We start from the raw sequence: 25,487 nt of genomic DNA on the forward strand, positions 1-25,487 counted from the left end.
GGCCTTCATCGCTTTTCTCCTCCCAACCCGGCGCCGGCAATCTTGGCCAGAACGCCGCGTTGCGGAAGTGAAAGTCTTGCAGAGTGATCCTGAACCGGCTTCAGATGGCAGGTGGTGACGACACGGCTATACGCTCGTGGAGAATCCGCTCGGTTGCATCCGCCAGACGCCTGGCCTTAACTGCCGTCGATCGCGGAATTTTGCCGAGGCGAGCGATCTGCCATAGACGGGGACTCTCAACGTGTCCGTTTCCTTCAAGACCCTGGATCTGAATCTGCTCAAGGTATTCGACGCCGTCATGGAGGAGCGCAGCGTGCTGCGGGCCAGCCAGAAAGTCGCGCTGAGCCAATCCGCTGTCAGCCACTCTCTGGCGCGGCTGCGCGAGATGCTGGATGACGACCTGTTCGTGCGCACGGCCACCGGCATGCAGCCGACCGCGCGCGCGTTGACGATGGCGCCGCAGGTTCGCCAGGCGCTGCGATCGCTGGAGGCCGCGGTCGAGCTGCCGACCTTCGCTCCAGCAGCCTCCACCAAGCCGTTCACGCTGGCCGCCAACGACTTCACGACGATGGTGCTGGCGCCGCCGCTCCTGAAGATCCTGGGCCGGGAAGCTCCTGCGATCGACCTCACCATCAAGCCGGTGACGCGGATCGATCTTGCCGAGCAGATCGACCTCGGCCGCATCGACGTCGCGATCGGCGTGTTCTCGGCGCCGCCGAGCCGTTTCCGCACGGCGCTGCTGTTCGAATATAATGATGTGCTGATCGTCGGCAAAAGGCGCAAGCTTGGCCGGCTCGACAAGGCAAAGCTCGCGACCTTGCCGTTGGTCGTGGTGTCCTTTGGCGGCGAGCAGGAAGGCGCGATTGGCGGCTTCATCTCCGAGCGCGGACTCGCCAGGCGTTCGGAGATGTACGATCGCCCCGCGCTCGAACGGGCGCTGTCCGACAGCGACCGGCCGCCGCGGATCGCGGTCTCGCTGCCGCACTTCCTTGCCCTGCCCGCACTGCTGATCGATTCCGAGTTGGCTGCGATCGTCCCGCGGCCGCTGGCGCGTGCACTCGAGCAGGCACATGCGATCACGACCTATGAACTGCCTTACACCACGACGCCCGTGGAGGTTCGGCTGCTCTGGCACGAACGCGTCGAGGACGAGCCTTCGCACGAATGGCTTCACGAGGTGCTCCGGCGCGCCACCGAAGAGCTGCGGCGCGGCGGCTAGCGGCCGGGCTAGACGTCGAAGAACACCGTCTCGTTGTCGCCCTGCAGATGGACGTCGAAGGTGTAGACGTTGCCCGCGCCGGCGTTGCGCCTGGCGATCAGCGTCGCGCGGCGCTCCGCCGGCACCAGCGCCAACGTGGAGTCGCCGGCGTTGCCGGCCTCGTCGTCGAAATAGATCCGGGTGTAGAGGTGCAGCAGCATGCCGCGCGCGAACACCGCGAGCAGGATGTGCGGCGCCTGCGGCTTGCCGTCGGCATCCGGCACCACGCCCGGCTTGATGGTGTCGAAGGCGTAAGCGCCGCTCTTGTCGGTGCCGCAGCGGCCAAAGCCCTTGAAGCTCGAATTGGGCAGCGCGCGCGCATCCTGCGGATCGGAGAAGCGCCCTTGCGCGTCGGCCTGCCAGATCTCCAGCATGCAGTCCGGGATCACGGCGCCGTCGCCGTCATAGACCTTGCCCTCGACGCGGATGCGCTCACCCGAGACGTCAGGCGTCAGAAGGTTGTTGGTAAAAGCGTCGTTCCATTCATATTCGCCGTTCGGCGTCAGGCCGTACTTGAAATAGGGGCCGACGGTCTGCGAAGGCGTGATTCCATCAGGACGCGGGTGCGACACGTTACTTGGTCTCCATCGGCGTGGCACTCTGCCCGCGCAGCACGATATCGAAGCGGTAGCACAGCGCCCATTCCGGCTTGGTGTTCTCGAGATCGAACGACGAGATCATCCGCGCCCGCGCCTTCTCGTCGGTCACCGAGTTGAAGATCGGATCGAACGGAAACAGCGGATCGCCGGGGAAATACATCTGGGTCACGAGCCGCGAGACGAACGAGTGGCCGAACACCGAGAAGTGGATATGCGCCGGCCGCCAGGCGTTGTGGTGATTACCCCACGGATAGGCGCCGGGCTTGATGGTGATGAACTTGTAATAGCCCTTGGCATCGGACTGCGTGCGGCCGGCGCCGGTGAAGTTGGGATCGAGCGGCGCCGGGTGCTGATCGACGACATGGATATAGCGGCCGCAGGCATTGGCCTGCCACAGCTCGACCAGCGTGTTGGGCACGCCGCGGCCGTCCTCGTCGAGCACATAGCCGTGCACGATGATGCGCTCGCCGAGCGGCTCGCCCTTGGCCTGGATGGTGAGGTCGTTGTCGTGCGCGCGCACCGTCTCATGACCATAGACCGGCCCGGTCAGCTCCGAGAGCGTGTGCCGCATCGAGATCAGCGGCTTCTGCGGCGAACGCTTCACGGTGGAGCGATAGTCCGGCGACAGCCGCGCCGGATGGGCCGCAAGCGATTGCAGCGGGTACAACAAGGTCATGGCGAATTCCTCCGCGGCCCACGCGCCCGGTGAGCTCACGTCAGATCATTATAATGCATAACCAAATTGGGGAAGGGCTGTTTTCAGCCCCTCCAAGCCATTGGCTTAATTCAGCTTTTCGATCGCGACCGCGACGCCTTGGCCGACCCCGACGCACATAGTTGCCAAGGCAAGCTTCCCGCCCAGCTTCTCCATGCCGTGCACGGCGGTCAAGACCAGCCGCGCGCCGCTCATGCCGAGCGGGTGGCCGAGCGCGATCGCGCCGCCATGCGGATTGACGAAATCGGCGTCTTCCTTGACGCCGAGCTGGCGCAGGCAGGCGATGCCCTGCGAGGCGAAGGCCTCGTTGAGCTCGATCAGGTCGAAGTCCGACACCTTGATGCCGAGACGCTCGACCAGCTTCCTGGTAGCCGGCACCGGGCCGATGCCCATGATGCGCGGCGGCACCGCGGCCGAGGCAAGGCCGAGGATTTTTGCGCGCGGCGTTAGGCCGTGCTTCTTCACCGCGGCTTCGGAAGCGAGGATCATCGCGGCGGCGCCGTCATTGACGCCGGATGCGTTGCCCGCGGTCACCGTGCCCGGATTGCGCACGATCGGCTTCAGCTTGGCGAGGCCTTCGAGCGTGGTCTCCGGACGCGGATGTTCGTCCTTGTCGACGGTGATCGGGCCGGCCTTGCCGCCGGGCACCTGGACCGGAATGATCTCCTCGGCGAAATAGCCCGACGCGATCGCCGCGCCCGCACGCTGCTGCGAGCGGATCGCCATCGCATCCTGATCGGCGCGCGACACCTGGAATTCCTCGGCGACGTTCTCGCCGGTCTCCGGCATCGCATCGACGCCGTACTGCGCCTTCATCAGCGGATTGATGAAGCGCCAGCCGATCGCGGTGTCGTAGATCTCGGACGAGCGCGAAAAGGCTTCCGCGGCCTTGCCCATCACGAACGGCGCGCGCGTCATCGATTCGACGCCGCCCGCGATCGCGAAATCGATCTCGCCGGCGCGGATGGCGCGGCCCGCGGCGCCGACCGCGTCGAGGCCGGAAGCACAGAGCCGGTTCAGGGTTTGGCCGGGAACCGACTCCGGCATGCCTGCGAGCAACAGCGCCATGCGCGCGACGTTGCGGTTGTCTTCGCCGGCCTGGTTGGCGCAGCCGAAATAGACCTCGTCGACCTCGTTCCAATTGAGCGTCGGGTGCTTGGCCATCAGCGCCTTGATCGGGGCCGCCGCGAGATCGTCGGCGCGTACTTTGGCGAGCGAGCCGCCGAAACGGCCGATCGGGGTCCGGACCGCATCGCAAATGAACACATCACGCATTGAATCTCTCCCTGAATGCCGCGACTTAGCGCTGGATCGGCTGGAACTTGAGATCGGTTTTAGGAGCGTGCCCGCGGCAGGTCAATTGATGCCACCGCGCGCCCTGCACGCATTACCGTGAGGGCTGACAAACCGACACCGTGGACAGGGTGGAAAACCCCCTTCTCTCGGATAGGACCGCGCGGCGAAATTTTGTAGCTTCCGCCACCTCATGACCATCCAGCAGCCCATCCCCGTTCCGCCCGAGTCCGCTCCCGCCGCCGAGGCGCCGTCGCGCGTCACGCCGATGATGGAACAGTATCTGGAAATCAAGGCCGCCCATCCCGGCCTGCTGCTGTTCTACCGGATGGGCGACTTCTACGAGCTGTTCTTCGAGGATGCGGAGATCGCCTCCCGGACGCTCGGCATCGTGCTGACCAAGCGCGGCAAGCATCAGGGCATGGACATCCCGATGTGCGGCGTGCCGGTCGAGCGCTCCGAGGATTACCTGCATCGCCTGATCGGCGCCGGCCACCGCGTCGCGGTGTGCGAGCAGACGGAAAATCCCGCGGAGGCCAAAGCCCGCGGCAACAAGAGCGTGGTCCGCCGCGGCGTGGTGCGGCTGGTGACGCCGGGCACGCTGACCGAAGACACCCTGCTCGACGCCCGCACCAACAATTATTTGATCGCGATCGCGCGCGCCCGCGGCTCGGCCGGCGCCGACCGGCTCGGGCTCGCCTGGATCGACATCTCGACCTCCGAATTCATGGTGACGGAGTGTTCGACCGCGGAGCTCGCGGCAACGCTGGCGCGCATCAATCCGAACGAGGCCATCGTCACCGATGCGCTCTACAGCGACAGCGAGCTGGCGCCGACCTTGCGCGAACTGCCGTCGGTGACGCCGCTGACCCGCGACGTGTTCGACAGCGCCACCGCCGAGCGGCGGCTGTGCGACTATTTCGCGGTCGCGACCATGGACGGCCTGTCGGCGATGTCGCGGCTGGAGGCGACCGCCGCAGCCGCGGCCGTCACCTATATCGACCGCACCCAGGTCGGCAAACGTCCGCCGCTGTCGCCGCCGGCGCGCGAGGCCGCCGGCACCACGATGGCGATCGATCCGGCGACCCGCGCCAACCTCGAACTGACCCGCACGCTGGCCGGCGAGCGCCGCGGCTCGTTGCTCGATGCGATCGACTGCACCGTCACTGCGGCGGGCTCGCGCCTCCTGGCGCAGCGCCTTGCCGCGCCGCTCACCGACGTTGCCGTGATCGCGCGGCGGCTCGATGCCGTCTCGGCCTTCGTCGCGGATTCCGCGGCGCGCGAGGACGTCAGGACCGTGCTGCGCGCAGCGCCCGACATGTCGCGCGCGCTGGCGCGGCTCTCGGTCGGCCGCGGCGGCCCGCGCGATCTCGCGAGCCTCCGCGACGGCATCCTCGCCGCCGACCAGGCGCTGGAGCTGCTGGCGCAGCTTGCCAATCCGCCGGCCGAGATTTCGACCGTGATGGCGGCGCTACAGCGCCCGTCGCGCGATCTGGCGCAGGAATTCTCCCGCGCACTCGCCGATCAGCTTCCGCTGATCAAGCGCGATGGCGGTTTCGTCCGCGAGGGCTATGAGGCCGCGCTCGACGAGAGCCGCAATTTACGCGACGCCTCGCGCCTCGTCGTCGCCGCGATGCAGGCGCGCTACGCCGAGGACACCGGCATCAAGACGCTGAAGATCCGGCACAACAACGTGCTGGGCTATTTCGTCGAGGTCACCGCGCAGCACGGCGACAAGCTGTTCGCGCCGCCGCTGAATGCAACCTTCATCCATCGCCAGACGCTGGCCGGACAGGTCCGCTTCACCACGGCAGAGCTCGGCGAGATCGAAGCCAAGATCGCCAATGCCGGCGAGCGCGCGCTCAATCTCGAGCTCGAGATCTTCGACCGCCTGAGCGCGATGGCGCTCGCGGCGAGCGATGATCTGCGCAATGCCGCACATGCCTTCGCGATGCTCGACGTCGCGACGTCATTGGCCAAACTTGCGATCGACGACAATTACGTGCGGCCCGATGTCGACGGCTCGCTCGGTTTTGCGATCGAGGGCGGACGGCATCCGGTGGTCGAGCAGGCCCTGAAGCGCGACGGCCAGCCGTTCATCGCCAATGCCTGCGACCTGTCGCCGGCGCCGGGCCAGAAATCCGGCCAGCTCTGGCTGATCACAGGTCCGAACATGGCCGGTAAGTCGACCTTCCTGCGGCAGAACGCGCTGATCGCGCTCTTGGCGCAGATCGGCTCTTACGTGCCGGCGTCGCGCGCGCGGCTCGGCATCGTCGACCGGCTGTTCTCGCGCGTCGGCGCTGCCGACGACCTGGCGCGGGGACGCTCGACCTTCATGGTCGAGATGGTCGAGACCGCGGTGATCCTGAACCAGGCGAGCGAGCGGTCGCTGGTGATCCTCGACGAGATCGGCCGCGGCACGGCGACGTTCGACGGGTTGTCGATCGCCTGGGCCGCGATCGAGCATCTGCATGAGAGCAACCGCTGCCGCACGCTGTTCGCGACGCATTACCACGAACTGACCGCCCTCTCGGCGAAACTGCCGCGGATGTTCAACGCCACGGTGCGGGTCAAGGAGTGGCAGGGCGACGTCGTGTTCCTGCACGAGGTGCTACCCGGCTCCGCCGACCGCTCCTACGGCATCCAGGTCGCAAAACTCGCCGGCCTGCCGCCGGCCGTGATCACGCGCGCCAAATCGGTGCTGGCAAAACTCGAAGCGCAAGATCGCGGCCAGACCGCGCGCGCCTTGGTCGACGACCTGCCGCTGTTCGCCGTCCCCTCCCGCGCCGCCAGCGAGGACAAACCGCCGAGCGAAGCCGATCTGCTGGTCGAGGCGGTGAAGGCGCTGCACCCCGACGAGATGTCGCCGCGCGAGGCACTGGATGCGCTGTATGCGCTAAGGGCGAAGCTGCCGAAGCAATAGATCCGTAACCCGGATGCAGCGAAGCGAAATCCGGGAACGCGCTCTCCATTGCACGACCGCCGCGGATTGCGTGGAGTCCGTCATCGGGCGCGCGTTCGCGCGACCCGTTGGCTTCATCCGGGCTGCGGATCATCCTTCTCCTTCCCCCTGAAAGGGGGAAGGTCGGGATGGGGGTCAGCCGCAGGCAACACTGTTTGCGGAGAGAGCAGATCCCCACCCGCTTTGCTCAGCCGAGCAAAGCGACCTCCCCTTTTCAAGGGGAGGTCAAGACGCCTTCCCACTCTTCCTCCGCCCGAGCTGCCACAGCACCAGATTCCAGACGATGCAGGTGACGAGCGCGCAGCTGAGGCCGATTGGCGAGCCGAATTGCAGCACCGCGACGTGCAGCACGGCAACGCCGAGACCAAATCCCATCAGGCCCCAGGCGCTGTTGGCGAGCACGGCGGCGGTGGCGGGGCCGCCGATGCGCGGATGCAGGATCAGCATCATCGAGGAGAACACGATCGGAAACAGTGCCATCACGCCGGTAACACGCGGGCCGACCCAGCCTGACGCCGTGACCACGGTGCCGACCAGGCTTGCGACCAGCGCCGCGCGCAGCGGAATGTCGTACCAGCGCCGCGCGATCAGCGGCATTTTCGCGACGTGCCGATAGGGCCTCAGCAGCGGGATGCAGATCGCAAAGGTGATGGCGTTGACGATCAGCCCGGCGGCGAGCGACCACTCGAACTGGCGGATGATGGTGGCGAGCACCAGCCACACCGCGATCGCGCTGCCCGCGCTGATCCACATGCTGAAGCGCTGCGCCAGCACGGCGTAGGTCAGGCCCATATAGATCGTGGCGGCGTTGACCGGCAGGCTCGCCAGCGCGCCCTCGGCGATGAAGGCGGCGTCATGGTCGAGCGCGAGGAAGGTGTAGGACGGCCCGGCCGAGATCGGCAGGGTTGCGATCAGCGCGCCGATCACCGGTCCCGAACGCTCCGTGATGATGGACGCGCTGACCACGAATGCGGCCGCCACCGCCATGCGCAGCACGAGGATCAGGACGAAGTGGAGTTCGGGGGACATTCTGCGTCATCCCGGCGAAGGCCGGGATCCATAACCACGACTATTCGTGGGGAGCGAAAGCCGTCGGGCAGCGGGGCTTGAATCGAGAAGACACGGCGTATGGGTCCCGGCTCCGTGCGCAATCGCGCACTAGGCCGGGACGACACCGTTGAAAGCGGTTACACCCGCTGCATCGTCACCGACACCTTCGGGCCGTTCTTGATGGTCTGATAGACCACGCAATAGCGCTCGGTGAGTTTCAGCAAGAGATCGAGCTTGTCCTGCGGCGCGTCGGTGCCGATCTCGAAGCGGAGGCGGATCTCGCGGAAGCCGACCGGGGTCTCCTTGTCGACGCCGAGCGTGCCGCGGAAATCAAGATCGCCCTCGGCGAAGACATTGCCGGGCTTCAGCGGCACGTCGATCGCGGTGGCGACCGATTTCAGCGTGACGCCGGCGCAGGCGACCAGCGCTTCCAGCAGCATGTCGCCGGAGCAAAGCTCGAGCCCGGAGCCGCCGGTAGCGGGGTGGAGGCCGGCGATCGCGAGCGCACGGCCGGTCTCGACCTTGCAGGCGATGCTCTCATTGTCGATCGAGCCCTTCGCCTTCAGCGTGATCACGGCGGTCTGGGGATCGGTCTTGTAGCGCTCCTTGATCGGAGCCTGCATTGCGCGGAGTTCGGAGGCGTCCATGGTCTTATCTCCCGGCTATTCTTCTTTATGCCGATGTAAGGCCTTAAGGAGCGGATGTCACCACCACATCGCCTCGCCGGCGCTCGATTTGTCGGTGACGTCCCGCACCGTGCGGTCCAACGAGCGGTCGAGCGCGGTCAGCACGCGGCGCTTGAAGGTGTCGAACAGCTCCGATTTCCGGTCGCGCGGCCGCGCCAGGTTGATGGTGATCTCCTCGAATAGCCGGCCCGGCCGCGGCCGCATCACCAGCACGCGGTCAGCGAGCACCACGGCCTCGTCCACGTCATGGGTGACCAGGATCAAGGTCGGCCGCGTGTCGGCCCACAGATCGAGCAGATGATCCTGCAGATCGCGCCGCGTGAACGCATCGAGCGCCGAGAACGGCTCGTCGAGCAGCAGCACTTCGGGCTGCGGCACCAGCGCGCGGGCGATCGCGACCCGCTGCGCCTGGCCGCCGGACAATTCGCGCGGCCAGGCCGCGGCCTTGTCGGCAAGGCCGACGCGGGCGAGCGCCGCCATGACGCGCGCGCGCCTCGCCTCGGCCGGAAGGTCGGCGAGGCCGAAGTCGATATTGTCGGCGACGCTGAGCCAGGGCAGCAGCCGCGGCTCCTGGAAGATGATCCCGATCTTGGCGTGCGGCGATGATATCACCGCATTGTCGAGCGTCACGCTGCCTGTGCTGGCGCGGTCGAGGCCGGCGATGGCGCGCAGCAGCGTCGACTTGCCGCAACCCGAGCCGCCGATGATCGCGATGATCTCGCCGGGCGCAATCTCGGCCGAGAACCGCTCCAGCGCGTGGACACCGTTCGGATAGGTCTTGCCGACGTCCTTGAGAGCCAGCATCACTGCCCTCCCCGCGCGCCGAACGCGTCCTGCCAGCGCAGCAGCGGTGCGGCGGCGACCTCGATCAGCCAGTCGGTGAGCTTGCCGAGGATCGCGAAGATCACGATCGCGGCGAGGATCTGCGCCGGCTTGCCGAGCTGCTGGCCGTCGAGCAGGAGATAGCCGAGTCCTTCGGAGGCGCCGATCAGTTCGGCCGCGACCACGAACATCCACCCCAAACCAAGCCCGACCCGCAGCGCCACCACATAGGCCGGCAGCACGGCGGGCAACAGGATGCGACGGATCATGGCGGGTCCGGACAGGCGGAATACGCGCCCGACCTCGACGACCTTGCGATCGACCGACAGAATTGCGCCCATCACGCCGAGATAGATCGGAAAGAACACGCCGACCGCGATCAGCGCGACCTTCGAGGTCTCGAAAATGCCGAGCCAGAGCACGAACAGCGGCACCCAGGCGAGCGAGGGGATCGCGCGCAGCGCCTGCACCGTCGGATCGAGCAGCCGCTTGGCGAAATCCCAATAGCCGGAGATCGCGCCCATGATGGTGCCGGCGACGACACCGAGCGCAAAGCCCGCGCCCACGCGCCACAGCGTCGCGAGGATATGGCGCGACAGCTCGCCGCTCTTGGCGAGCTCAATGATGGTCTCGAACACCTTTGACGGCGGCGGCACCAGGCGGCCGTTGGAGTAGCCGAGAGAAACAACGAGTTCCCAGCCCAGTGCCAGCGCGACCGGCAGCACGAGCCCGAGCACCGGGCGCGCATAGCGCGACCACCGCGCAGGTGCACCGGGCGGGGCCGTCTGTTCTAGCGCGGGCAGGTCAACGGTCATGGCCATAGCAAGAACTATTCTTCCGGCGGGATCGCAAGGTGGGGCCAACTCCATTCACGTCGTCCCGGCGAAGGCCGGGACCCATAACCACAGGGCATGGTAATCAAGCGAGCTGGGGCCACAGCCTTGTCCAACGATAGAGCCCTGTGGTTATGGGTCCCGGGTCGCGCTTCGCTTGCCCGGGACGACGAAGGTTAGTTTGACGACGGAGGTTAGTCTAACGACAGCGGTTAGTTGGTGGGCAGCGGGACCTGATCGTCGACCAAGGAATCCAGCGCGGCCTTGACGTCGGTCTTGGGGTCGATCACGCCCGCCTGCTGCAAGGCGAGGCCGGCGGCGAGAATCGATTCGCGCTGGGCGCTACCGATCCGGCCGTGGGTCAACTCGGTGCGCTCCTTGAGCTGTTTGTCGACCACGGCGTCCGGCAGCTTGGTGACAGCGATGAAGGTCTTCTTCAGCTCGTCATAGTTGGCCAGCGAATATTTCCGCGCTTCCTCGTACGTCGCGAGCACGCGGCGGACGATATCCGGATGCGCCTTCAAGAACTCCTCGCGCACATTGAGGATGCCCCAGGTGTTGGCTTCCGCCTTGCGGTAGAACAGTTTCGCCCCGTCCTCGACCTCCGCCTGCGCCATCATCGGATCGAGACCGGCCCACGCGTCGACATCGCCGCGGATCAGCGCAGTCTTGCCGTCGGCGTGCTGCAGCAGCACCGGCGTGATGTCCTTTTCGGTGAGGCCGGCGCCGAGCAGCGCACGAACCAGGAAGATGTGCGGATCGGTGCCACGCGTCACCGCGACGCGCTTGCCCTTGAGGTCGGCGACGGACGCGATCTTGGAGTCCTTGGTCGTGACCAGTGCGGTCCATTCGGGACGCGAATAGACATAGATCGACTTGATCGGGTTGCCGTTGATCTTCGCGACCAGCGCCGCCGAACCCGCGGTCGAGCCGAGATCGATCGAACCGGCGTTGAGGAATTCGAGCGCCTTGTTGGAGCCGGCCGACTGCACCCAGACGATGCTGATGCCGTCCTTGGCGAACTCCTTCTCCAGCAGGCCCTTCTGCTTCAGGACCATCGACACCGGATTGTAGGTCGCCCAGTCGATCCGGATCTCCTTCAGCGCGTCGGCGGCGCGCGCCGCGCCGGGCAGCAAGGTCGAGACCGCGAGCAGCGCAGCGAACGTGCGCCGGGAAAATTTTTGCATTCGTCGACCCCCGATCAGATGTAAGAAACAATCTTTTATTTCAATGAGTTAGCCTTGCGGTCAACGAGAAAATCTCTACCCTTTACGAGATGGCGCGAGAACGATCTTGCTCGAAGCGCCGCCATGAAAGCATGGAGCTGCTGTCGTTATACTTTGGTCAGTGACAGCAACGGCTCCGTCCGATATCGGATGAACCTATGGACAGCGTCGTAGCCGAGGCCCGCCCTGAAGCGGATGATCGTTTCGAGACCGAGCGGATCACCGCGGCGGTGAATGCACTTGCCGAACGGCATGCCGGCCGCGAGGACCAGTTCCGCGCCGCGATGGCGCAGCTGCTCAAGGCCGAGCTGATCGCGGCGCGCGCCACGGCGCAGGCGCTGCTGCTCAAGGACCGTCACGGCCGGCGCTGCGCCGAACGGCTCTGCTTCGTGCAGGACGAGATCATCCGCATCCTCTACGCGGCGGCGACCCGCCACCTCTATCACTCGCCGATCCCCTCGGGCGCCGAACGCATGGCCGTGGTGGCGACCGGCGGCTATGGCCGCGGGCTGATGGCGCCGGAATCCGACATCGATCTGTTGTTCATCCTGCCCTACAAGCAGACCGCCTGGGGCGAACAGGTTGCCGAGGCCATTCTCTATTGCCTCTGGGACATGGGGCTGAAGGTCGGCCATGCCACCCGTTCGGTCGATGAATCGATCCGCCAGGCGCGCGGCGACATGACGATCCGCACCGCGATCCTGGAGACGCGATTCCTGACCGGCGACCAGCCGCTTTATGACGAGCTGGTCGAGCGCTTCGACAAGGAGGTGGTGCAGGGCACCGCGTCGGAATTCGTCACCGCCAAGCTTGCCGAGCGCGAGGAGCGGCATCGCCGCGCCGGCCAGTCGCGCTATCTGGTCGAGCCGAACGTCAAGGACGGCAAGGGCGGCCTGCGCGACCTGCATACGCTGTTCTGGATCGCCAAATACGTCTACCGCGTGCGCGAGACCGACGAGCTCTTGGAACGCGGCGTGTTCGACGCGCAGGAATACCGCACCTTCCGCCGCTGCGCCGACTTCCTGTGGTCGGTGCGCTGCAATCTGCACTTCTTCGCCGGACGCGCCGAGGAGCGGCTGTCGTTCGACATGCAGCGCGAGATCGCGGTCCGCCTCGGCTACACCTCGCATCCCGGCATGCAGGATGTCGAGCGCTTCATGAAGCACTACTTCCTGATCGCGAAAGACGTCGGCGACCTCACGGCGATCCTGTGCGCCAAGCTCGAGGAAGAGCACAACAAGCCGGCGCCGGTGCTGAGCCGGATGGTGGCGCGGCTGCGGCCCGGCACCAAGCGGCGGCGGGTTAACGGCAGCGACGACTTCATCGTCGACAACAACCGCATCAACCTCGCCGCGCCCGACGTCTTCAAGCACGATCCGGTCAATCTGATCCGGATCTTCCGCCTCGCGCAGCAGAACAACCTCGCCTTCCATCCCGATGCGATGCGCACGGTGACGCGCTCGCTGAAGCTGATCAACACCCAGCTACGCGAGAACGACGAAGCAAACCGCTTGTTCATGGAGATCCTGACCTCCGACAATGCGGAGATCGTGCTGCGGCGGATGAACGAGACCGGCGTGCTCGGCCACTTCATCCGCGCCTTCGGCAAGATCGTGTCGATGATGCAGTTCAACATGTACCACCACTACACGGTGGACGAACATCTGCTCCGCTGTATCGGCTACCTGCAGGACATCGAGCGCGGCGGCAACGAGGAGTTCACGGTCGCCAGCGACCTGTTTCGCAAGATCCGCCCCGAGCACCGCCCGGTGATCTATATCGCGACCCTGCTGCACGACATCGCCAAGGGCCGGCCTGAGGATCATTCGATCGCCGGCGCCAAGGTGGCGCGGCGGCTGTGCCCGCGGCTCGGCTTCTCGCCGGCCGACACCGAGCTGGTGGCGTGGCTGATCGAGGAGCATTTGACGATGTCGACGGTGGCGCAATCGCGCGACCTGTCGGACCGCAAGACCATCGAGAATTTCGCCGCCGTCGTGCAGTCGGTCGAGCAGATGAAGCTGCTCACGATCCTGACCACCGCCGACATCCGCGGCGTCGGCCCGGGCGTGTGGAACGGCTGGAAGGCGCAGCTGTTGCGTACGCTGTATTACGAGACCGAGCCGGTGCTGACCGGCGGCTTCTCCGAGGTCAACCGCGCCCAGCGCATCGCGGTGGCGCAAGCCGAATTCCGCCGCGCCTTCACCGAATGGCCGGAGGCGGAGCTCAACGCCTATATCGGCCGGCACTATCCGGCCTACTGGCTCAAGGTCGAGCTGGCGCGCAAGATCCGCCAGGCCCGCTTCATCCGCGCCAGCGAGCAGGCCGGCCACAAGCTTGCGATCAATGTCGGCTTCGACGAGGTCCGCGCCGTCACCGAACTGACGATCCTGGCAACCGACCATCCCTGGCTGCTGTCGATCATCGCGGGTGCCTGCGCGTCGGCCGGCGCCAACATCGTCGACGCCCAGATCTACACCACGACCGACGGCCGCGCGCTCGACACCATCTCGATCTCACGCGAATACGACCGCGACGAGGACGAGGGCCGCCGCGCCACCAGAATTGGCGAGATGATCGAGCACGTGCTGGAAGGCAAGCTGCGGCTGCCCGAGGCGGTCGCAAAGCGCACCGTCCGCAGCAAGGCGCGGCCGTTCATCGTCGAGCCCGAGGTGACCATCAACAACCAGTGGTCCGACCGCTACACCGTGATCGAGGTCTCCGGGCTCGACCGGCCCGGCCTGCTCTACCAGCTCACCACCGCGATCTCGAAGCTCAACCTCAACATCGCCTCGGCCCATGTCGCGACCTTCGGCGAACGCGCCCGCGACGTGTTCTATGTCACCGACCTGCTCGGCGCCCAGATCACGGCGCCGACCCGGCAGGCCGCGATCAAGAGCGCGCTGCTGCATCTGCTGGCGAGCGAGGACCAGGCGGCGAAGCCGGCGGCGTAGATCGAATCGTAAGAAGCGTACACGCCTGTCCCGTCATCCTGAGGAGGCCGCGCAGCGGCCGTCTCGAAGGATCGACGGCCACGTTCCTTCCCCAAGAGAGTGGGAGTATGCGGAAGCGGCCGGGCCGTCGATCCTTCGAGACGCGCGTTCCGCGCTCCTCCAGCGACAAAGGCGAAGCCTTTGCGCGGGGATGACGGGATCGAAAACCGTTTCCACCGAAGGAGCGAAGCCCCAATCCCGCGGCGGATCAACCGAACAGCCGCATCAGCAGGGCCTTGCCGACCGGCGCCGCGCGCACGCCGCGGAAGGCGCGGACATATTCACCGGCATAGAATGCGCGCACGACATTCACCCGCGTCGCCACCGCGTCCTCGAAGCGGACGCCGAAGCCGTCGCGGGTGCGCCGGACCACGGTCGCGGCGACGTTTTGTCCGTAGACATTGCATTTGATCAAGGAACCGATGGCGGGCGGGACAGGATCGATGAAGCGCGCGCCCGAGATCGAGATGTCGGCCATCCGGATCAAGCGCATCTCGCTGTCCTGATGGATCAGGATCGGCTCGTCGCGTTCGAACCGCTCGGCCTTGCGGCGCCGCGGCTGCTCGATGCAGATGAAGCACACGATCGCGAGCACGACGCAATTGTACAGGCTCCAGGCCAGCGCCAGCCCGCCATAGGCTATGCTGTCGCCGCGCAGATGCAGGATGAAGGCATAGGCGATCGCCAGCAGCGTGATCAGCAGGGCGGCGCCATAGAGCCGCAGCAGCGGCCATTCGATGAAGCGGCGGTTGCGGTCGCCGCCCTTGGCCGTCACCTTGAACTTGTGGCCCTGCGGCCTGGCGAGGCCGGTCACGACCGCCTTCAACACCGCGGGCGCCGCGATGTATTGCGACACGTCGGTCATGATCGCGAGCGAGCGGCCGCGCGAGATCCAGGCCATCGTGAAGGCGTGCCAGACATAGAACGGCAAGAAGTATTTCAGCAGCTCGAACAGGTCGGCGTGGACCGCCTTGATCCCGAACAGCAGATAAAGCCACGGCACGACCAGGCCGAAAACCTTGGTACCGTAGGCCGCCGCCCAGCTCATGAAGGCATCGACCAACGACAGCCGGTCCATGAAGGCGAGCTTCGATTGCCGCGAGAACGGCCCGCTGCGGCCGCGAAATATCTGCATGAAGCCGAGACACCAGCGCCCGCGCTGCGTGATGTATTCCTTCAGCCCCTCCGGCGCGAGGCCGATGGTCAGGCGCTCGTTCAGATAGACCGTGCGCAATCCCTTCTCCTTCAGGCGCAGCGTGACGAGGTAATCCTCCGTCACCGAATCGGTCGGGAAGCCGCCGATCTGCATCAGGCCGGAGAAGCGGATCAGCGACGAGGTGCCGCAGCAGAATGCCGTGTCCCAGGCATCCTTGGCCGGCATCAGGATATCGAAGAAGAAGCGCTGCTCGTCGGGCCACACATCGGTCGCCGCAAGATTGGTCTGGATCGGATCCGGGTTGATGAAGTGCTGCGGCGTCTGCACGACGCCGACGCTGCCGTCCTGCATCAGGCTCATCGCCCGGGTCAGGAAATCCGGCATCGGGACAAAATCCGCATCGAGGATCGAGATGAACTCCGGCCGCTCAGCCAGCCCAGAAACGTGCTGGAGCGCATGATTGATGTTGCCGGCCTTGGCGTGGCGGTTGTCCGGGCGGGCCAGATAGTTGCAGCCGAGCTCCTGGGCGAGCCGGCGCAGCCAGAGCCGCCGCCCGTCGTCGAGCACCCAGACGCGGTAGTTCGGATAGTTCAGCCCGGTCGCGCCGATGATGGTGCGCTCCAGGATCGCCTTCTCCTCGTTGTAGGTGCAGATGAAGACGTCGACGAGCGGCGCGTTTGCGGGCAGCTTCGATCGGCGCAGGATCGAATTGACCTCGGGTGAGCGGTCGATCGTGCGGCTGAGGAACAGCAGCGACAGGCACACCGCGATCATCGAGGCCGCCTCGGCCAGCATGAAGGGATAGCCGACCAGCGCGTCGGCGGTGAGGCCCGGAGGCGGCAAGGTGTGGGTCACCCGCCACGCGAAATAGTGGACCAGCAGGACGAACGACATGCCGGTCATCATGACGCGGGCCAGGGTCTGCTCGCGGCGGAGCAGGGGCAGGATGGCAAGGCAGGCGCCGAAGGCGACCAGCCCGGGCGCAAATGCCGCCATCATGACTTTGCCACGTCCGCGTTGAACACCACGCGCCCGGTGCGGCCGACCGCGCAATCCTTGCCCGTGGTATCGAGCGCCGGCATCGAGACCGTCACCCGATACGGCTCCTTGTTCAGCGCATCCGGATTGATCGCAAGGTTCGCGGGCGCGCCCGACGCGCCGGTGAGATTGACGATCTCGCCCTGCAGCGCGGCGCTGCCGTCATTCGGCTCGAAGCTCGCCTGCTCGCCGAGTTTCAGTCCGTTGTAGACGCTCTCGGTGACGTTCGCCGTGACCACCGCGCCGCTGCAATCGAGCAGCTTGAGCAAGGGCTGCCCGGCCCTGACGTCCTCGCCGGGCGAGGTCATCATCTCCCAGATGCGCCCGCCAACCGGGGCCTTGATGTCGGCTTCGGCCCGGTTGACGTAGTGCAGCTGCTCGGCGGCGATCTCGTGGGTCAACCAGTCGATCTCGGCATCGGCATGCGCCAGATCGGCGCGCAGATCGCTGACGCGCTGGCGCATCTCCTCCTCGCGCTGCACGGAGCTCGGCCGGTCATTGTAGCTGTCGCCGAGATAGGTACCGTTCCTTGCCGCGGTGAGCTCGACCTTGGCGGCATCGAGACGCCGTCGAGCGCCGATTTCGGTCTGCTGCGAGATCGCCTGCTCGCGCGTCAGGCGAGCCATTTCGACCGTCGACACGCTGCCCGACTTGATCAGCGACGACGCCCGCTCGACGGCGGCCACGGCCTCCTCCCGCCGTGCGGCGGCGGCCTCGATCGCAGTCTGGATTTCGGCGATCCGGGCCTCGAGCTGGAGGATGCGGCCGTCACGGAACTGGCCGGCCTGGCGGGCAAGGTCCTGTTGCGCCGTCTCGGCGGCCGCAAGCTTGGCCGCCAGACTCGGGCGCTCATTTTCCAACCGCGACATCTGCCGCCGGAGATCATCGAGCCGGGCGCGATCGCCGCGCGCGTTGACGACATGAAGGATCGCATCGCCCTCGCGCACCACGCTGAGCTGCGTGGATTTCTGCGGCTTCGCGCTCACGGTGCCGTCGATCGGTGACCGCAAGGTCACGATCCTGGCGTTGACCACGGCCTCCACGCTCGAGGTCTGCAACACAGCCCTGAGCGGCAGCCATCCGAAGACGGCGACGATGGCAAGGCCAATACCGACCTTGAGCAGGCGGCGAACCATCCGGCCCGATCCGGCGGGCGCTTCGGGATGGGGAGCGCTATCGCTGACCGGCTCGTCGTGCTCCGGCTGCAGCCGTTCCTGCAGATCGCGCTGCAATCCCCGTGCGCCGTCGGCCTCATTCCTGGTGACGGAATTATTATCTTCGGGAAGCGGCTTGTGCTGCTGTGCCTGATTCATATTGACCGGCCCCTGATCTGTCAGTGCGCGAACCAACGCACAGCTCTGCAGAGCGATGCCGTTGCCGGACAGATCCAATAATCAGGTGCTTCAAAAGCGGCTAAAGCGAACCGGGCATCTTTCGAAAAAATTGCTGCAATTTGCCGCCGTCGGGAGCCTGGCGCGGGAGCCGCGCCGTCGACCTGCTCCGCCCATCATTCCGGTGCGCCATTGCGCAGCCGAGGCGCCTGCAGAACTGAGCCCGGAATCCATCAGGGCCGGGGCTAGGCGGGGAATGGATTCCGGGCTCTCACGGAGGCTGTGATCGGACCCGTCTTGCGCGACCCAGGCGTGAGCAGCCAGCGCTTCGGTCCCGGCAGCCTGCCGGACTTGGAATTCAGGGCCGGCTACCGCCCTGAATCTGGCACGTCGAATTGCGGCTGCAGCGCCGCCAGGCTCGCTCCCAGCAAGGCGAGGTAGCTGGCCTGACAGACCACCACGCCGAGATCGAATGCGTCCAGCAGATCGATCCACGGGTTGTCGGCCGGCGTGCTTGCTGTTTGCTTGCCACCATCGATGACGGAAGGCTGGAAGCTGCGATCGCGTCTCTGAGGCCTTGCCTCGTGGTCGACGTCGTCGGAGCAAACGATCAGATGCAGGCGCGCGCTGGGCATTTCAATCTCCGTCACTGATTGGCGATTGCTGAACCCGGAAATCTCTACCGTCATCGAGTTACCCAATAAGCGTAGTCACCGGGATGGAACGGGCCATTGAACGGAGGTTGATCCGACCGTTACATTCGGTGGAGACGACTCATACTTGAGTTTAGGTCGCAACCTGGACCTGAGCGTGCTCGATGGCTTCGCTTTCTGCGCGATCTCACGGGTTTGGACCGCCAAAAAGGCCGGCGCCATCCCGCCCGGGCGGCAAGAAAGCTGCTAATATACAGTCTATTGGGAGGGCGACGTTGTCGCCGCTGATGGTAGCAGTCACCTAGCGACGCAGCGCGGCCCATGATGATGGCCAAGTGCTGGGCTGCCGATGATCCGCGACCCGACCACGAAGTCCTGGTCGGCCGAGCAATGGCTGCTCGGCGGCATGGTGCTGGCCTTGGCGGCAACCTGCATCGGGCTGTTGCTAGGTCCGCAGCCGGCAGCTTCCGCCCATCTGGTTGCCCTGGCGCTGCTCGTCGCGTCGCTTACCGCCGCATTGCTGATGATCCGCCTGGTTGGCCGTTCGCAAAGGCGGATGGAAGCCATGTTGCGCGGCCGAGCCAGCAGCGAGGAGCGCGCGATGGAGGCGCTGCGCAACAGCGAAGCGCAATGGAAGGAGGTATTCGAGCACAACCCGGTCATGTACTTCATGGTCGACGCAACGGGGCTCGTGCTGTCGGTCAACACGTTCGGCGCGGCGCAGCTCGGCTACACCGTCGACGAACTGCTCGGACAATCGGTGCTGCGGGTCTTTGCCGCCGAAGACCGGGACATGGTCCAACGCAACGTCGCGGCATGCCTCGACAACATCGGCCAGACCCACAATTGGGAAATCCGGAAGGTCCGCAAGGACGGTTCAAGGATTTGGGTTCGTGAAAACGCCAAGGCGGTGCGGCGGCTGGGCGATCAGCTGATCGTGCTGATCGCATGCGAGGATATTACCGAGCGCAAGCACGCCGAAAATGCGCTGCAGCAGAGTGAAATGTACCTGACCGAAGCCCAGCGATTGAGCCACACCGGCAGCTTCGGCTGGCACGTCGCCAGCGGCGAGATCATCTGGTCGGAAGAGACGTTCAGGATCTTCGAATTCGACAGAGCTCCTTCCATCACACATGCCACGGTCCTGCAGCGCGTCCATCCGGACGATCGCGCCCGCGTGCAACGGACCATCGACCGCGCCTCGCTCGACGGCAAGGACTTCGAGCACGGCTACCGATTGCTGATGCCCAATGGGGCGATCAAGTTTGTTCACGCCAGGGCGCATACGGTAACGAACCTTTCGGGCGACACCGAATTCATCGGAGCGGTCACCGACGTGACCGCCCGCAAGCGAGCCGAGGCGGAGTTGCACGAAGCGCAGACCAACCTCGCACACGTCACGCGCGTGACGGCGCTCGGCGAGCTCGCCGCATCGATCGCCCATGAAGTGAACCAGCCGCTTGCCGCCGTGGTCACCAATGCCGCGGCTTGCCTGCGGTGGCTCAACCGGGCAGCCCCCGATCTGAACGAAGCCCGCGGCGCGGTCAGGTCGATCATCAGCGACGGCAACCGGGCGGGCGAGGTCATCCAGCGCGTCCGCGCGATGGTGAACAAGACGACCGGTCAGAAGGCGCCGCTGGACGTCAATGAAGTCATCAACCAGGTGATCGGGCTGGTGCAGCATGAACTGCAGCGTCACCTGGTATCCTTGCAGCTCGACCTCGCTCCCGCGCTCCCGTCTGTCGTCGCCGACCGTATCCAGCTGCAGCAGGTCATCCTCAACCTGGTCCTCAATGGTATCGAGGCCATGCAGCCGGTCACGGACCGGCCGCGGGAACTCGTGATCCGGACGCGCCATGACGAGGCCGGGCAGATCGTGGTCACGGTCACCGACTGCGGCGTCGGAATCGCGACCGAGAATGCCGAACGGCTGTTCGACGCGTTCTACACCACCAAGGCCAGCGGCATGGGGATGGGGCTGTCGATCTGCCGATCGATCATCGAAGCTCACCGAGGCCGCCTGTCCGTGGCCGGAAACATCGGCCCCGGCGCGACGTTCCAGTTCACCTTGCCACTGCACGAAGAGGATCATGCATGGTGACCGGGCGCGCGGCATCGCCTTCTGGTCTGGCAAACGCCGAGGATCCCATCGTCTTCGTCGTCGACGACGACGCATCCGTGCGGGACGCGCTGAGCAATCTGTTCCGGTCGGTCGGCTTGCGGACCGCAGCATTCGGCTCGGCCCATGAATTTCTGCAGCGCAAGCCTCCGGATGTCCCGAGCTGCCTGATCCTCGACATCAGGTTACCGCGGGTGAGCGGGCTGGACTTTCAGGGGGAGCTGGCGAAGGCGGGCATCGATATTCCGATCATCTTCATGACCGGCCACGGCGATATCCCGATGACGGTCAGGGCCATGAAGGCCGGCGCTGTGGACTTCCTGACCAAGCCATTCCGCGATCAGGACATGCTGGATGCCGTCACGACGGCGATCGAGCGCGACAGGAATCGTCGCGATGAGGCCAAGGTTCTTGCCAACCTGCGCGCCGCCTTCGCGACCCTGACGCCGCGTGAACGCCAGGTGATGACGCTCGTCACGGCGGGGTTGATGAACAAGCAGGTCGCCGCCGAAATCGGTGTGGCCGAGATCACAGTGAAGATACACCGCGGGCACATCATGCGGAAAATGGCGGCAAAGTCGTTACCCGATCTGGTCAGGATGGCACAGATGCTCCAGATCGGACCGGCAGCCGGCGGGGCGCAAACCTAAGTATGATTCTCCGGCCCCGATTGGCGACGCACTGTGGTCCCCACATGATGCACACGCCAGAGGCCCTCCGGCCCGGGAAAACCTCCTTGCCCAACCCGCCAGTGATATCAATCATCGACGATGACATGTCGGTTCGCACCGCGACCGACAATCTCGTCAGGTCGCTAGGCTACGCGGTCGAGACCTACGCGTCGGCCGAGGAATTTTTGCACTCGCCCCGCCTGAATGACACATCCTGTGTGATCGCGGATGTCAGGATGCCGGCCATGAGCGGGCTCGACTTGCAGAGCCACCTGATCGCCAGCGGACACCGCTTTCCGTTCATTTTCGTCACGGCGTTCTCGGTCGAAAGCGATCGCGTCCGGGCGCTGAAGGCTGGAGCGATCTGCTTTCTGAGCAAGCCCTGCGACGGGGACGTCCTGATCAAATGCCTCGATACCGCCCTCGCGCAGCGCAGCGCGGCGCCGGGTGCGTGAGTTGGATCAGCCATCACCGGGCCGGCTATACGCAAGGATGATGCCACAAAACATCTGGACAAGTTGCGCATGGACGGCGGCGGCGCGAGATTTCGCATCGTCGTCCTTCGGGAAGATCGACGGCAAGGACAGCACCAGACATTTTGATTGGCAAATGGCAATTCCTCGGAGGGAGGTCGCCATGCGTGCGGAACCGCGCTGCGCCCAGTGTGACAGCGAAGACCCCAAGATCATCTGTTTGCGAAATCCGGCGGGCGAACGCTACTGCGGACGCCTCTGCCTCTACAAAGGCCAGGAGGACTTCATCCGCTGGCTTTGGCGCGCGAATGCGGAGGCAGCGTCATGACAGCTCGTTGCGGAAATCCGGCGTGCAAACGGCCTTTCGGGCTGATCCGGCACAATTGGTATTTTGAGCAGTTTTGCTCGACGAAGTGCCGCGAGATCCACAAGCGGCAGCTGGAGCGCAACAAGGCCTATTGGAAGTGGCTGTATCCCTTCCCCAGAACCGGCGCCCCGTCGAAAAAGCCGATCTGACGACGTCGGCCAATAGCGCGCAAGGAGTCTCACATGACGACGGTCGATGCGATGCTGGTGGGAGCGATACTCGCGTGGGTACCTTCGCTCGTCGTGTTCCTCTATATCGTGCGCGATCTGCGCAACATGCCCCGCGAAGATCTCGACTGATCGCCGCACCGGCGGCCGAAGAGGTTGCTGTTTTGTTGTCATGACGCGCTTCTTCACGCGAACCGGTATCCACTTCACTCGAAAGCGCTCTAGACCTCCACGCCCTCGTGGCGCAGCAGCCAGCGCTTGCGCTCCAGCCCACCGCCATATTTGACCAGCGAGCCGTTGGCGCCGATCAGGCGATGACAGGGCACGACGACGCTGATCGGGTTGGAGCCGTTGGCATGGCCGACCGCGCGCATCGCATTCGGCGCGTTGAGTTTCGCTGCCAGCGCGCCGTAGCTCATGGTGGTGCCGTGCGGAATGTTCGGCAGCGCGTGCCAGACCTTCTGCTGGAACGGCGTGCCGGCGACGCGCCATTCGACATCCGCGAGCCGATCGAGATCGCCCTTGAAGTAATCGCCGAGCGCCTTGCGCATCGCAGCCGGCGCGCGACCGTCCCGCAGCGTCACGGCGCCATAATGCAGCCGCAGCAGGTCGAGCATGCGCCCCTCATAGTCGTCCCAGTCGAGCGCGCGCAGCACGCCGTCATCGTCGGTCACCAGCAGCGCGGCGCCGATCGGGGTCTTGAGGCGGTCGAGGTTGAAGGTCTGTGCAGTCCTGGGGTCGGCCATTGTCATATCTCGGGCAAGCAGATCGGCCGGCATACAATTCACCGCCCACGTGCTAGCGTCCACCCGAATTCCGGTTAAAGCGTTTTCGAGCGAAGTGGACACCGGTTGGCGTGAAGAAAACGCGTCAAAACAACAATCTTGAGCTTCGATTCTGATTCAATCAGAACCGAAGCTCTGGGGGACCGCAATATGTTGTTGCTTGCCAATGTTCTGGTCGCGGTGGTGGCCATGCTGCACGTCTATTTCCTTGTGCTCGAGATGTTTCTCTGGACCAAGCCGCTCGGGCTGAAGACGTTTCGCAACTCGATCGAGAAGGCAAACGATTCTGCGGTGCTCGCCGCCAATCAGGGGCTGTATAACGGCTTCCTCGCCGCCGGACTGATCTGGGGCCTCGTACATGGCAATCCGGCCTTCGCGTTCCAGATCAAGACATTCTTCCTGCTCTGCGTGATTGTCGCCGGTGCCTATGGCGCCGCCACCGTCAGCCGCCGCATTCTTTATGTGCAGGCTGCTCCCGCTGCGTTGGCGCTGATCCAGCTCTGGTTGGCCTAAAGCGCGGGCGCGGTTTTGTTTTCTTGAGCATGATCCGCTCGGAAAACCGCTCACACTTTGCCGGATCATGCTCGAACGCGACATCGCGCGCAGGGTGCATCGTCTTGCAATGGCTCAGCCGTTCCTCCATCATCCCGTGCAACGGTGACATCCGCCGGTCTGAGCTTGCGGACAAGATCACCGGCAACAGGGAGGTCACGGACATGAGAAGCGTGCAATTGCTCGCTGCGACGGCGCTTGCGATCGCGTTGTCGGTTACATCGGCCACCGCGCAGAAGAAATACGACATCGGCGCGACCGACACCGAGATCAAGATCGGCCAGACCGTGCCGTTCTCCGGCCCCGCATCCGCCTATGCCGGCATCGGCAAGACCCAGGCGGCCTACATGAAGATGATCAACGATCAGGGCGGCATCAACGGCCGCAAGCTGAACCTGATCCAGTATGACGACGCCTATTCGCCGCCGAAAGCGGTCGAGCAGGTGCGCAAGCTCGTCGAGGGCGACGAGGTGCTGTTCACGTTCCAGATCATCGGCACGCCGTCGAATGCCGCCGTGCAGAAATATCTGAATGTCAAGAAGGTGCCGCAGCTGCTCGCCTCCACCGGCGCGTCGCGCTTCTCCGATCCGCAGAACGCGCCGTGGACGATCGCGTTCAACCCGAACTACCAGTCCGAGGGACGCATCTACGCCAAATACATCCTAGCCAATCACCCGAACGCGAAGATCGGCATCTTCTACCAGAACGACGATCTCGGCCGCGACTACATCACCGGCCTGAAGAGCGGGCTCGGCGACAAGGCCGCCAGCATGATCGTCGCCGAGGTGTCCTACGAGCTGACCGACCCGACGGTCGATTCCCAGATCGTCAAGTTGAAGGCCGCCGGCGTCGACCTGCTCTACGATGCCTCGACGCCAAAATTCGCCGCGCAGGCGATCCGAAAGGTCGCCGATCTCAACTGGAACCCGGTGCACATCCTCGACATCAATGCGAGCCCGGTGTCGGCGACGCTGAAGCCGGCCGGTCTCGATATCTCCAAGGGCATCATCTCGACCAATTACGGCAAGGATCCCGCCGACCCGCAATGGAAGGACGATCCCGGCGTGAAGGCCTATTTCGCGTTCATGGACAAGTATTATCCGGAAGGCGACAAGCTCAACACCGTCAACACCTACGGCTACTCGACGGCCGAGCTCCTGATCCAGGTGCTCAAGCAGTGCGGCGACGACCTCACCCGCGAGAATCTGATGAAGCAGGTGACCAGCCTGAAGAAGTTCGTGCCGAGCCTCGCGCTGCCGGGCATGTCGATCACGACGGGGCCGAACGACTACCGCATCAACAAGCAGATGCAGATGATGAAGTTCAACGGCGAGCGCTGGGAGCTGTTCGGCCCGATCATCGAGGACACCGGACCGGCGGGCTAGCCGCGGTCGGGACGAGACTCCACTCCCTCTCCCCGTTCTTACGGGGAGAGGGTCGGGGTGAGGGGCTGCTTCCGCGCACCGCTGCATTAGCTGCGCCCGCGGAGACTCCCCCTCACCCGCATCGCATCTTCGATGCGATGCGACCTCTCCCCGCCTGCGGCTCTCCGATTCACACATTTTGGAGTCTCAGGGTCGAGCCGTATTTGATGCGCTGGAAGTCGTCGAGGCCCCGGCGCATGGTTTTTGGGCCGGGTTTGTCATAGTAACCGGTCCAGCCGCCAAGACGAGCGATGACCCATGCGGCGAAGGCGAGCGATCCCTTTGAATGCGGGTTCTGTTGGCGCGCGGTTTTGCCT

21 protein-coding genes and 1 pseudogene are annotated in these 25,487 nt (G+C 65.1%); 9 read left to right on the top strand and 13 right to left on the bottom strand.

The features are described from left to right. Positions 1-241: 241 nt before the first annotated feature. Positions 242-1,219 carry a LysR family transcriptional regulator gene (locus I6F38_RS38215; RefSeq protein WP_225164049.1) on the top strand — a complete coding sequence of 326 codons (978 nt, stop codon included), beginning with the start codon at positions 242-244 and terminating at the stop codon, positions 1,217-1,219. 8 nt (positions 1,220-1,227) lie between these two features. Here I6F38_RS38215 and pcaG read toward each other — a convergent pair whose 3' ends face one another. The 3 genes from pcaG to pcaF form a co-directional block, all read right to left on the bottom strand. Next, a complete protein-coding gene (pcaG, locus tag I6F38_RS38220) occupies positions 1,228-1,830 on the bottom strand; it encodes a protocatechuate 3,4-dioxygenase subunit alpha (RefSeq protein ID WP_225164050.1) in 603 nt (200 codons plus the stop codon). Between the two features lies 1 nt (position 1,831). Then, a complete protein-coding gene (gene pcaH, locus I6F38_RS38225; RefSeq protein WP_225164051.1) occupies positions 1,832-2,533 on the bottom strand; it encodes a protocatechuate 3,4-dioxygenase subunit beta in 702 nt (233 codons plus the stop codon). A gap of 105 nt (positions 2,534-2,638) precedes the next feature. Then, positions 2,639-3,847 (bottom strand): 3-oxoadipyl-CoA thiolase, encoded by a 1,209-nt coding sequence (gene pcaF, locus I6F38_RS38230; protein ID WP_225164052.1) that lies wholly within the window; start codon positions 3,845-3,847, stop codon positions 2,639-2,641. Between the two features lie 211 nt (positions 3,848-4,058). Here pcaF and mutS point away from each other — a divergent pair, with 211 nt between their 5' ends. After that, on the top strand, positions 4,059-6,788 hold the full coding sequence (mutS, locus tag I6F38_RS38235) for a DNA mismatch repair protein MutS (protein WP_225164053.1): 2,730 nt from the start codon (positions 4,059-4,061) through the stop codon (positions 6,786-6,788). 264 nt (positions 6,789-7,052) lie between these two features. Here the strand turns inward: mutS and I6F38_RS38240 are convergent, their stop codons facing one another. From I6F38_RS38240 to I6F38_RS38260, 5 genes are all read right to left on the bottom strand, one after another. Beyond that, entirely contained in the window at positions 7,053-7,856 is an 804-nt protein-coding gene (locus I6F38_RS38240; RefSeq protein WP_225164054.1) for a hypothetical protein, read from the bottom strand. Between the two features lie 158 nt (positions 7,857-8,014). Continuing rightward, positions 8,015-8,524: an OsmC family protein gene (locus I6F38_RS38245; RefSeq protein ID WP_225164055.1), complete on the bottom strand. Its 510-nt coding sequence runs from the start codon at positions 8,522-8,524 to the stop codon at positions 8,015-8,017. 57 nt (positions 8,525-8,581) lie between these two features. Continuing rightward, positions 8,582-9,367 (bottom strand): ABC transporter ATP-binding protein, encoded by a 786-nt coding sequence (locus tag I6F38_RS38250; protein ID WP_225164056.1) that lies wholly within the window; start codon positions 9,365-9,367, stop codon positions 8,582-8,584. Then, positions 9,367-10,200, bottom strand: a complete 834-nt coding sequence (locus tag I6F38_RS38255) for an ABC transporter permease (protein WP_225164069.1) — start codon at positions 10,198-10,200, stop codon at positions 9,367-9,369. Before I6F38_RS38255 ends, I6F38_RS38250 begins: the two co-directional genes overlap by 1 nt. A 230-nt stretch (positions 10,201-10,430) precedes the next feature. Next, a complete protein-coding gene (locus I6F38_RS38260) occupies positions 10,431-11,405 on the bottom strand; it encodes an aliphatic sulfonate ABC transporter substrate-binding protein (protein WP_225164057.1) in 975 nt (324 codons plus the stop codon). A gap of 197 nt (positions 11,406-11,602) precedes the next feature. On the opposite strand from I6F38_RS38260, the gene I6F38_RS38265 reads away from it, so the two are divergent. Then, a complete protein-coding gene (locus tag I6F38_RS38265) occupies positions 11,603-14,395 on the top strand; it encodes a [protein-PII] uridylyltransferase (RefSeq protein ID WP_225164058.1) in 2,793 nt (930 codons plus the stop codon). A 247-nt stretch (positions 14,396-14,642) separates the two neighbouring features. Here I6F38_RS38265 and I6F38_RS38270 read toward each other — a convergent pair whose 3' ends face one another. The 3 genes from I6F38_RS38270 to I6F38_RS38280 form a co-directional block, all read right to left on the bottom strand. After that, a complete protein-coding gene (locus tag I6F38_RS38270) occupies positions 14,643-16,589 on the bottom strand; it encodes a glycosyltransferase (RefSeq protein ID WP_225164059.1) in 1,947 nt (648 codons plus the stop codon). Beyond that, entirely contained in the window at positions 16,586-17,941 is a 1,356-nt protein-coding gene (locus I6F38_RS38275) for an HlyD family secretion protein (protein ID WP_225164060.1), read from the bottom strand. The genes I6F38_RS38270 and I6F38_RS38275 overlap by 4 nt, the downstream gene beginning before the upstream one ends. A gap of 386 nt (positions 17,942-18,327) precedes the next feature. Beyond that, positions 18,328-18,648: a hypothetical protein gene (locus I6F38_RS38280; protein ID WP_225164061.1), complete on the bottom strand. Its 321-nt coding sequence runs from the start codon at positions 18,646-18,648 to the stop codon at positions 18,328-18,330. Positions 18,649-18,961: 313 nt separating this feature from the next. Between I6F38_RS38280 and I6F38_RS38285 the strand changes: the two genes are divergently transcribed. The 4 genes from I6F38_RS38285 (at position 18,962) to I6F38_RS38300 (ending at position 22,203) form a co-directional block, all read left to right on the top strand. Next, positions 18,962-20,713, top strand: coding sequence for a PAS domain S-box protein (locus I6F38_RS38285; RefSeq protein WP_225164062.1), 1,752 nt, complete (start codon positions 18,962-18,964; stop codon positions 20,711-20,713). Continuing rightward, positions 20,707-21,381, top strand: coding sequence for a response regulator transcription factor (locus I6F38_RS38290; RefSeq protein ID WP_225164063.1), 675 nt, complete (start codon positions 20,707-20,709; stop codon positions 21,379-21,381). The genes I6F38_RS38285 and I6F38_RS38290 overlap by 7 nt, the downstream gene beginning before the upstream one ends. Before the next feature lie 101 nt (positions 21,382-21,482). Then, entirely contained in the window at positions 21,483-21,857 is a 375-nt protein-coding gene (locus I6F38_RS38295; RefSeq protein ID WP_225164070.1) for a response regulator, read from the top strand. A 37-nt stretch (positions 21,858-21,894) separates the two neighbouring features. Continuing rightward, a complete protein-coding gene (locus tag I6F38_RS38300) occupies positions 21,895-22,203 on the top strand; it encodes a hypothetical protein (protein WP_225164064.1) in 309 nt (102 codons plus the stop codon). 427 nt (positions 22,204-22,630) lie between these two features. Here I6F38_RS38300 and I6F38_RS38305 read toward each other — a convergent pair whose 3' ends face one another. Then, complete coding sequence (locus I6F38_RS38305; RefSeq protein WP_225164065.1) at positions 22,631-23,155, bottom strand: methylated-DNA--[protein]-cysteine S-methyltransferase; 525 nt, start codon at positions 23,153-23,155, stop codon at positions 22,631-22,633. Between the two features lie 189 nt (positions 23,156-23,344). Between I6F38_RS38305 and I6F38_RS38310 the strand changes: the two genes are divergently transcribed. Both I6F38_RS38310 and I6F38_RS38315 read left to right on the top strand, forming a co-directional pair. Continuing rightward, positions 23,345-23,707, top strand: coding sequence for a DUF1304 domain-containing protein (locus I6F38_RS38310; protein ID WP_225164066.1), 363 nt, complete (start codon positions 23,345-23,347; stop codon positions 23,705-23,707). Positions 23,708-23,910: 203 nt separating this feature from the next. Further along, positions 23,911-25,131 (top strand): ABC transporter substrate-binding protein, encoded by a 1,221-nt coding sequence (locus tag I6F38_RS38315; protein ID WP_225164067.1) that lies wholly within the window; start codon positions 23,911-23,913, stop codon positions 25,129-25,131. A gap of 169 nt (positions 25,132-25,300) precedes the next feature. Here I6F38_RS38315 and I6F38_RS38320 read toward each other — a convergent pair. Beyond that, positions 25,301-25,487 (bottom strand): annotated as a pseudogene (locus tag I6F38_RS38320) (transposase); the annotation flags it as partial.

It is taken from the genome of Bradyrhizobium sp. BRP56, from assembly GCF_020194035.1.
Taxonomy (GTDB): domain Bacteria; phylum Pseudomonadota; class Alphaproteobacteria; order Rhizobiales; family Xanthobacteraceae; genus Bradyrhizobium; species Bradyrhizobium australafricanum.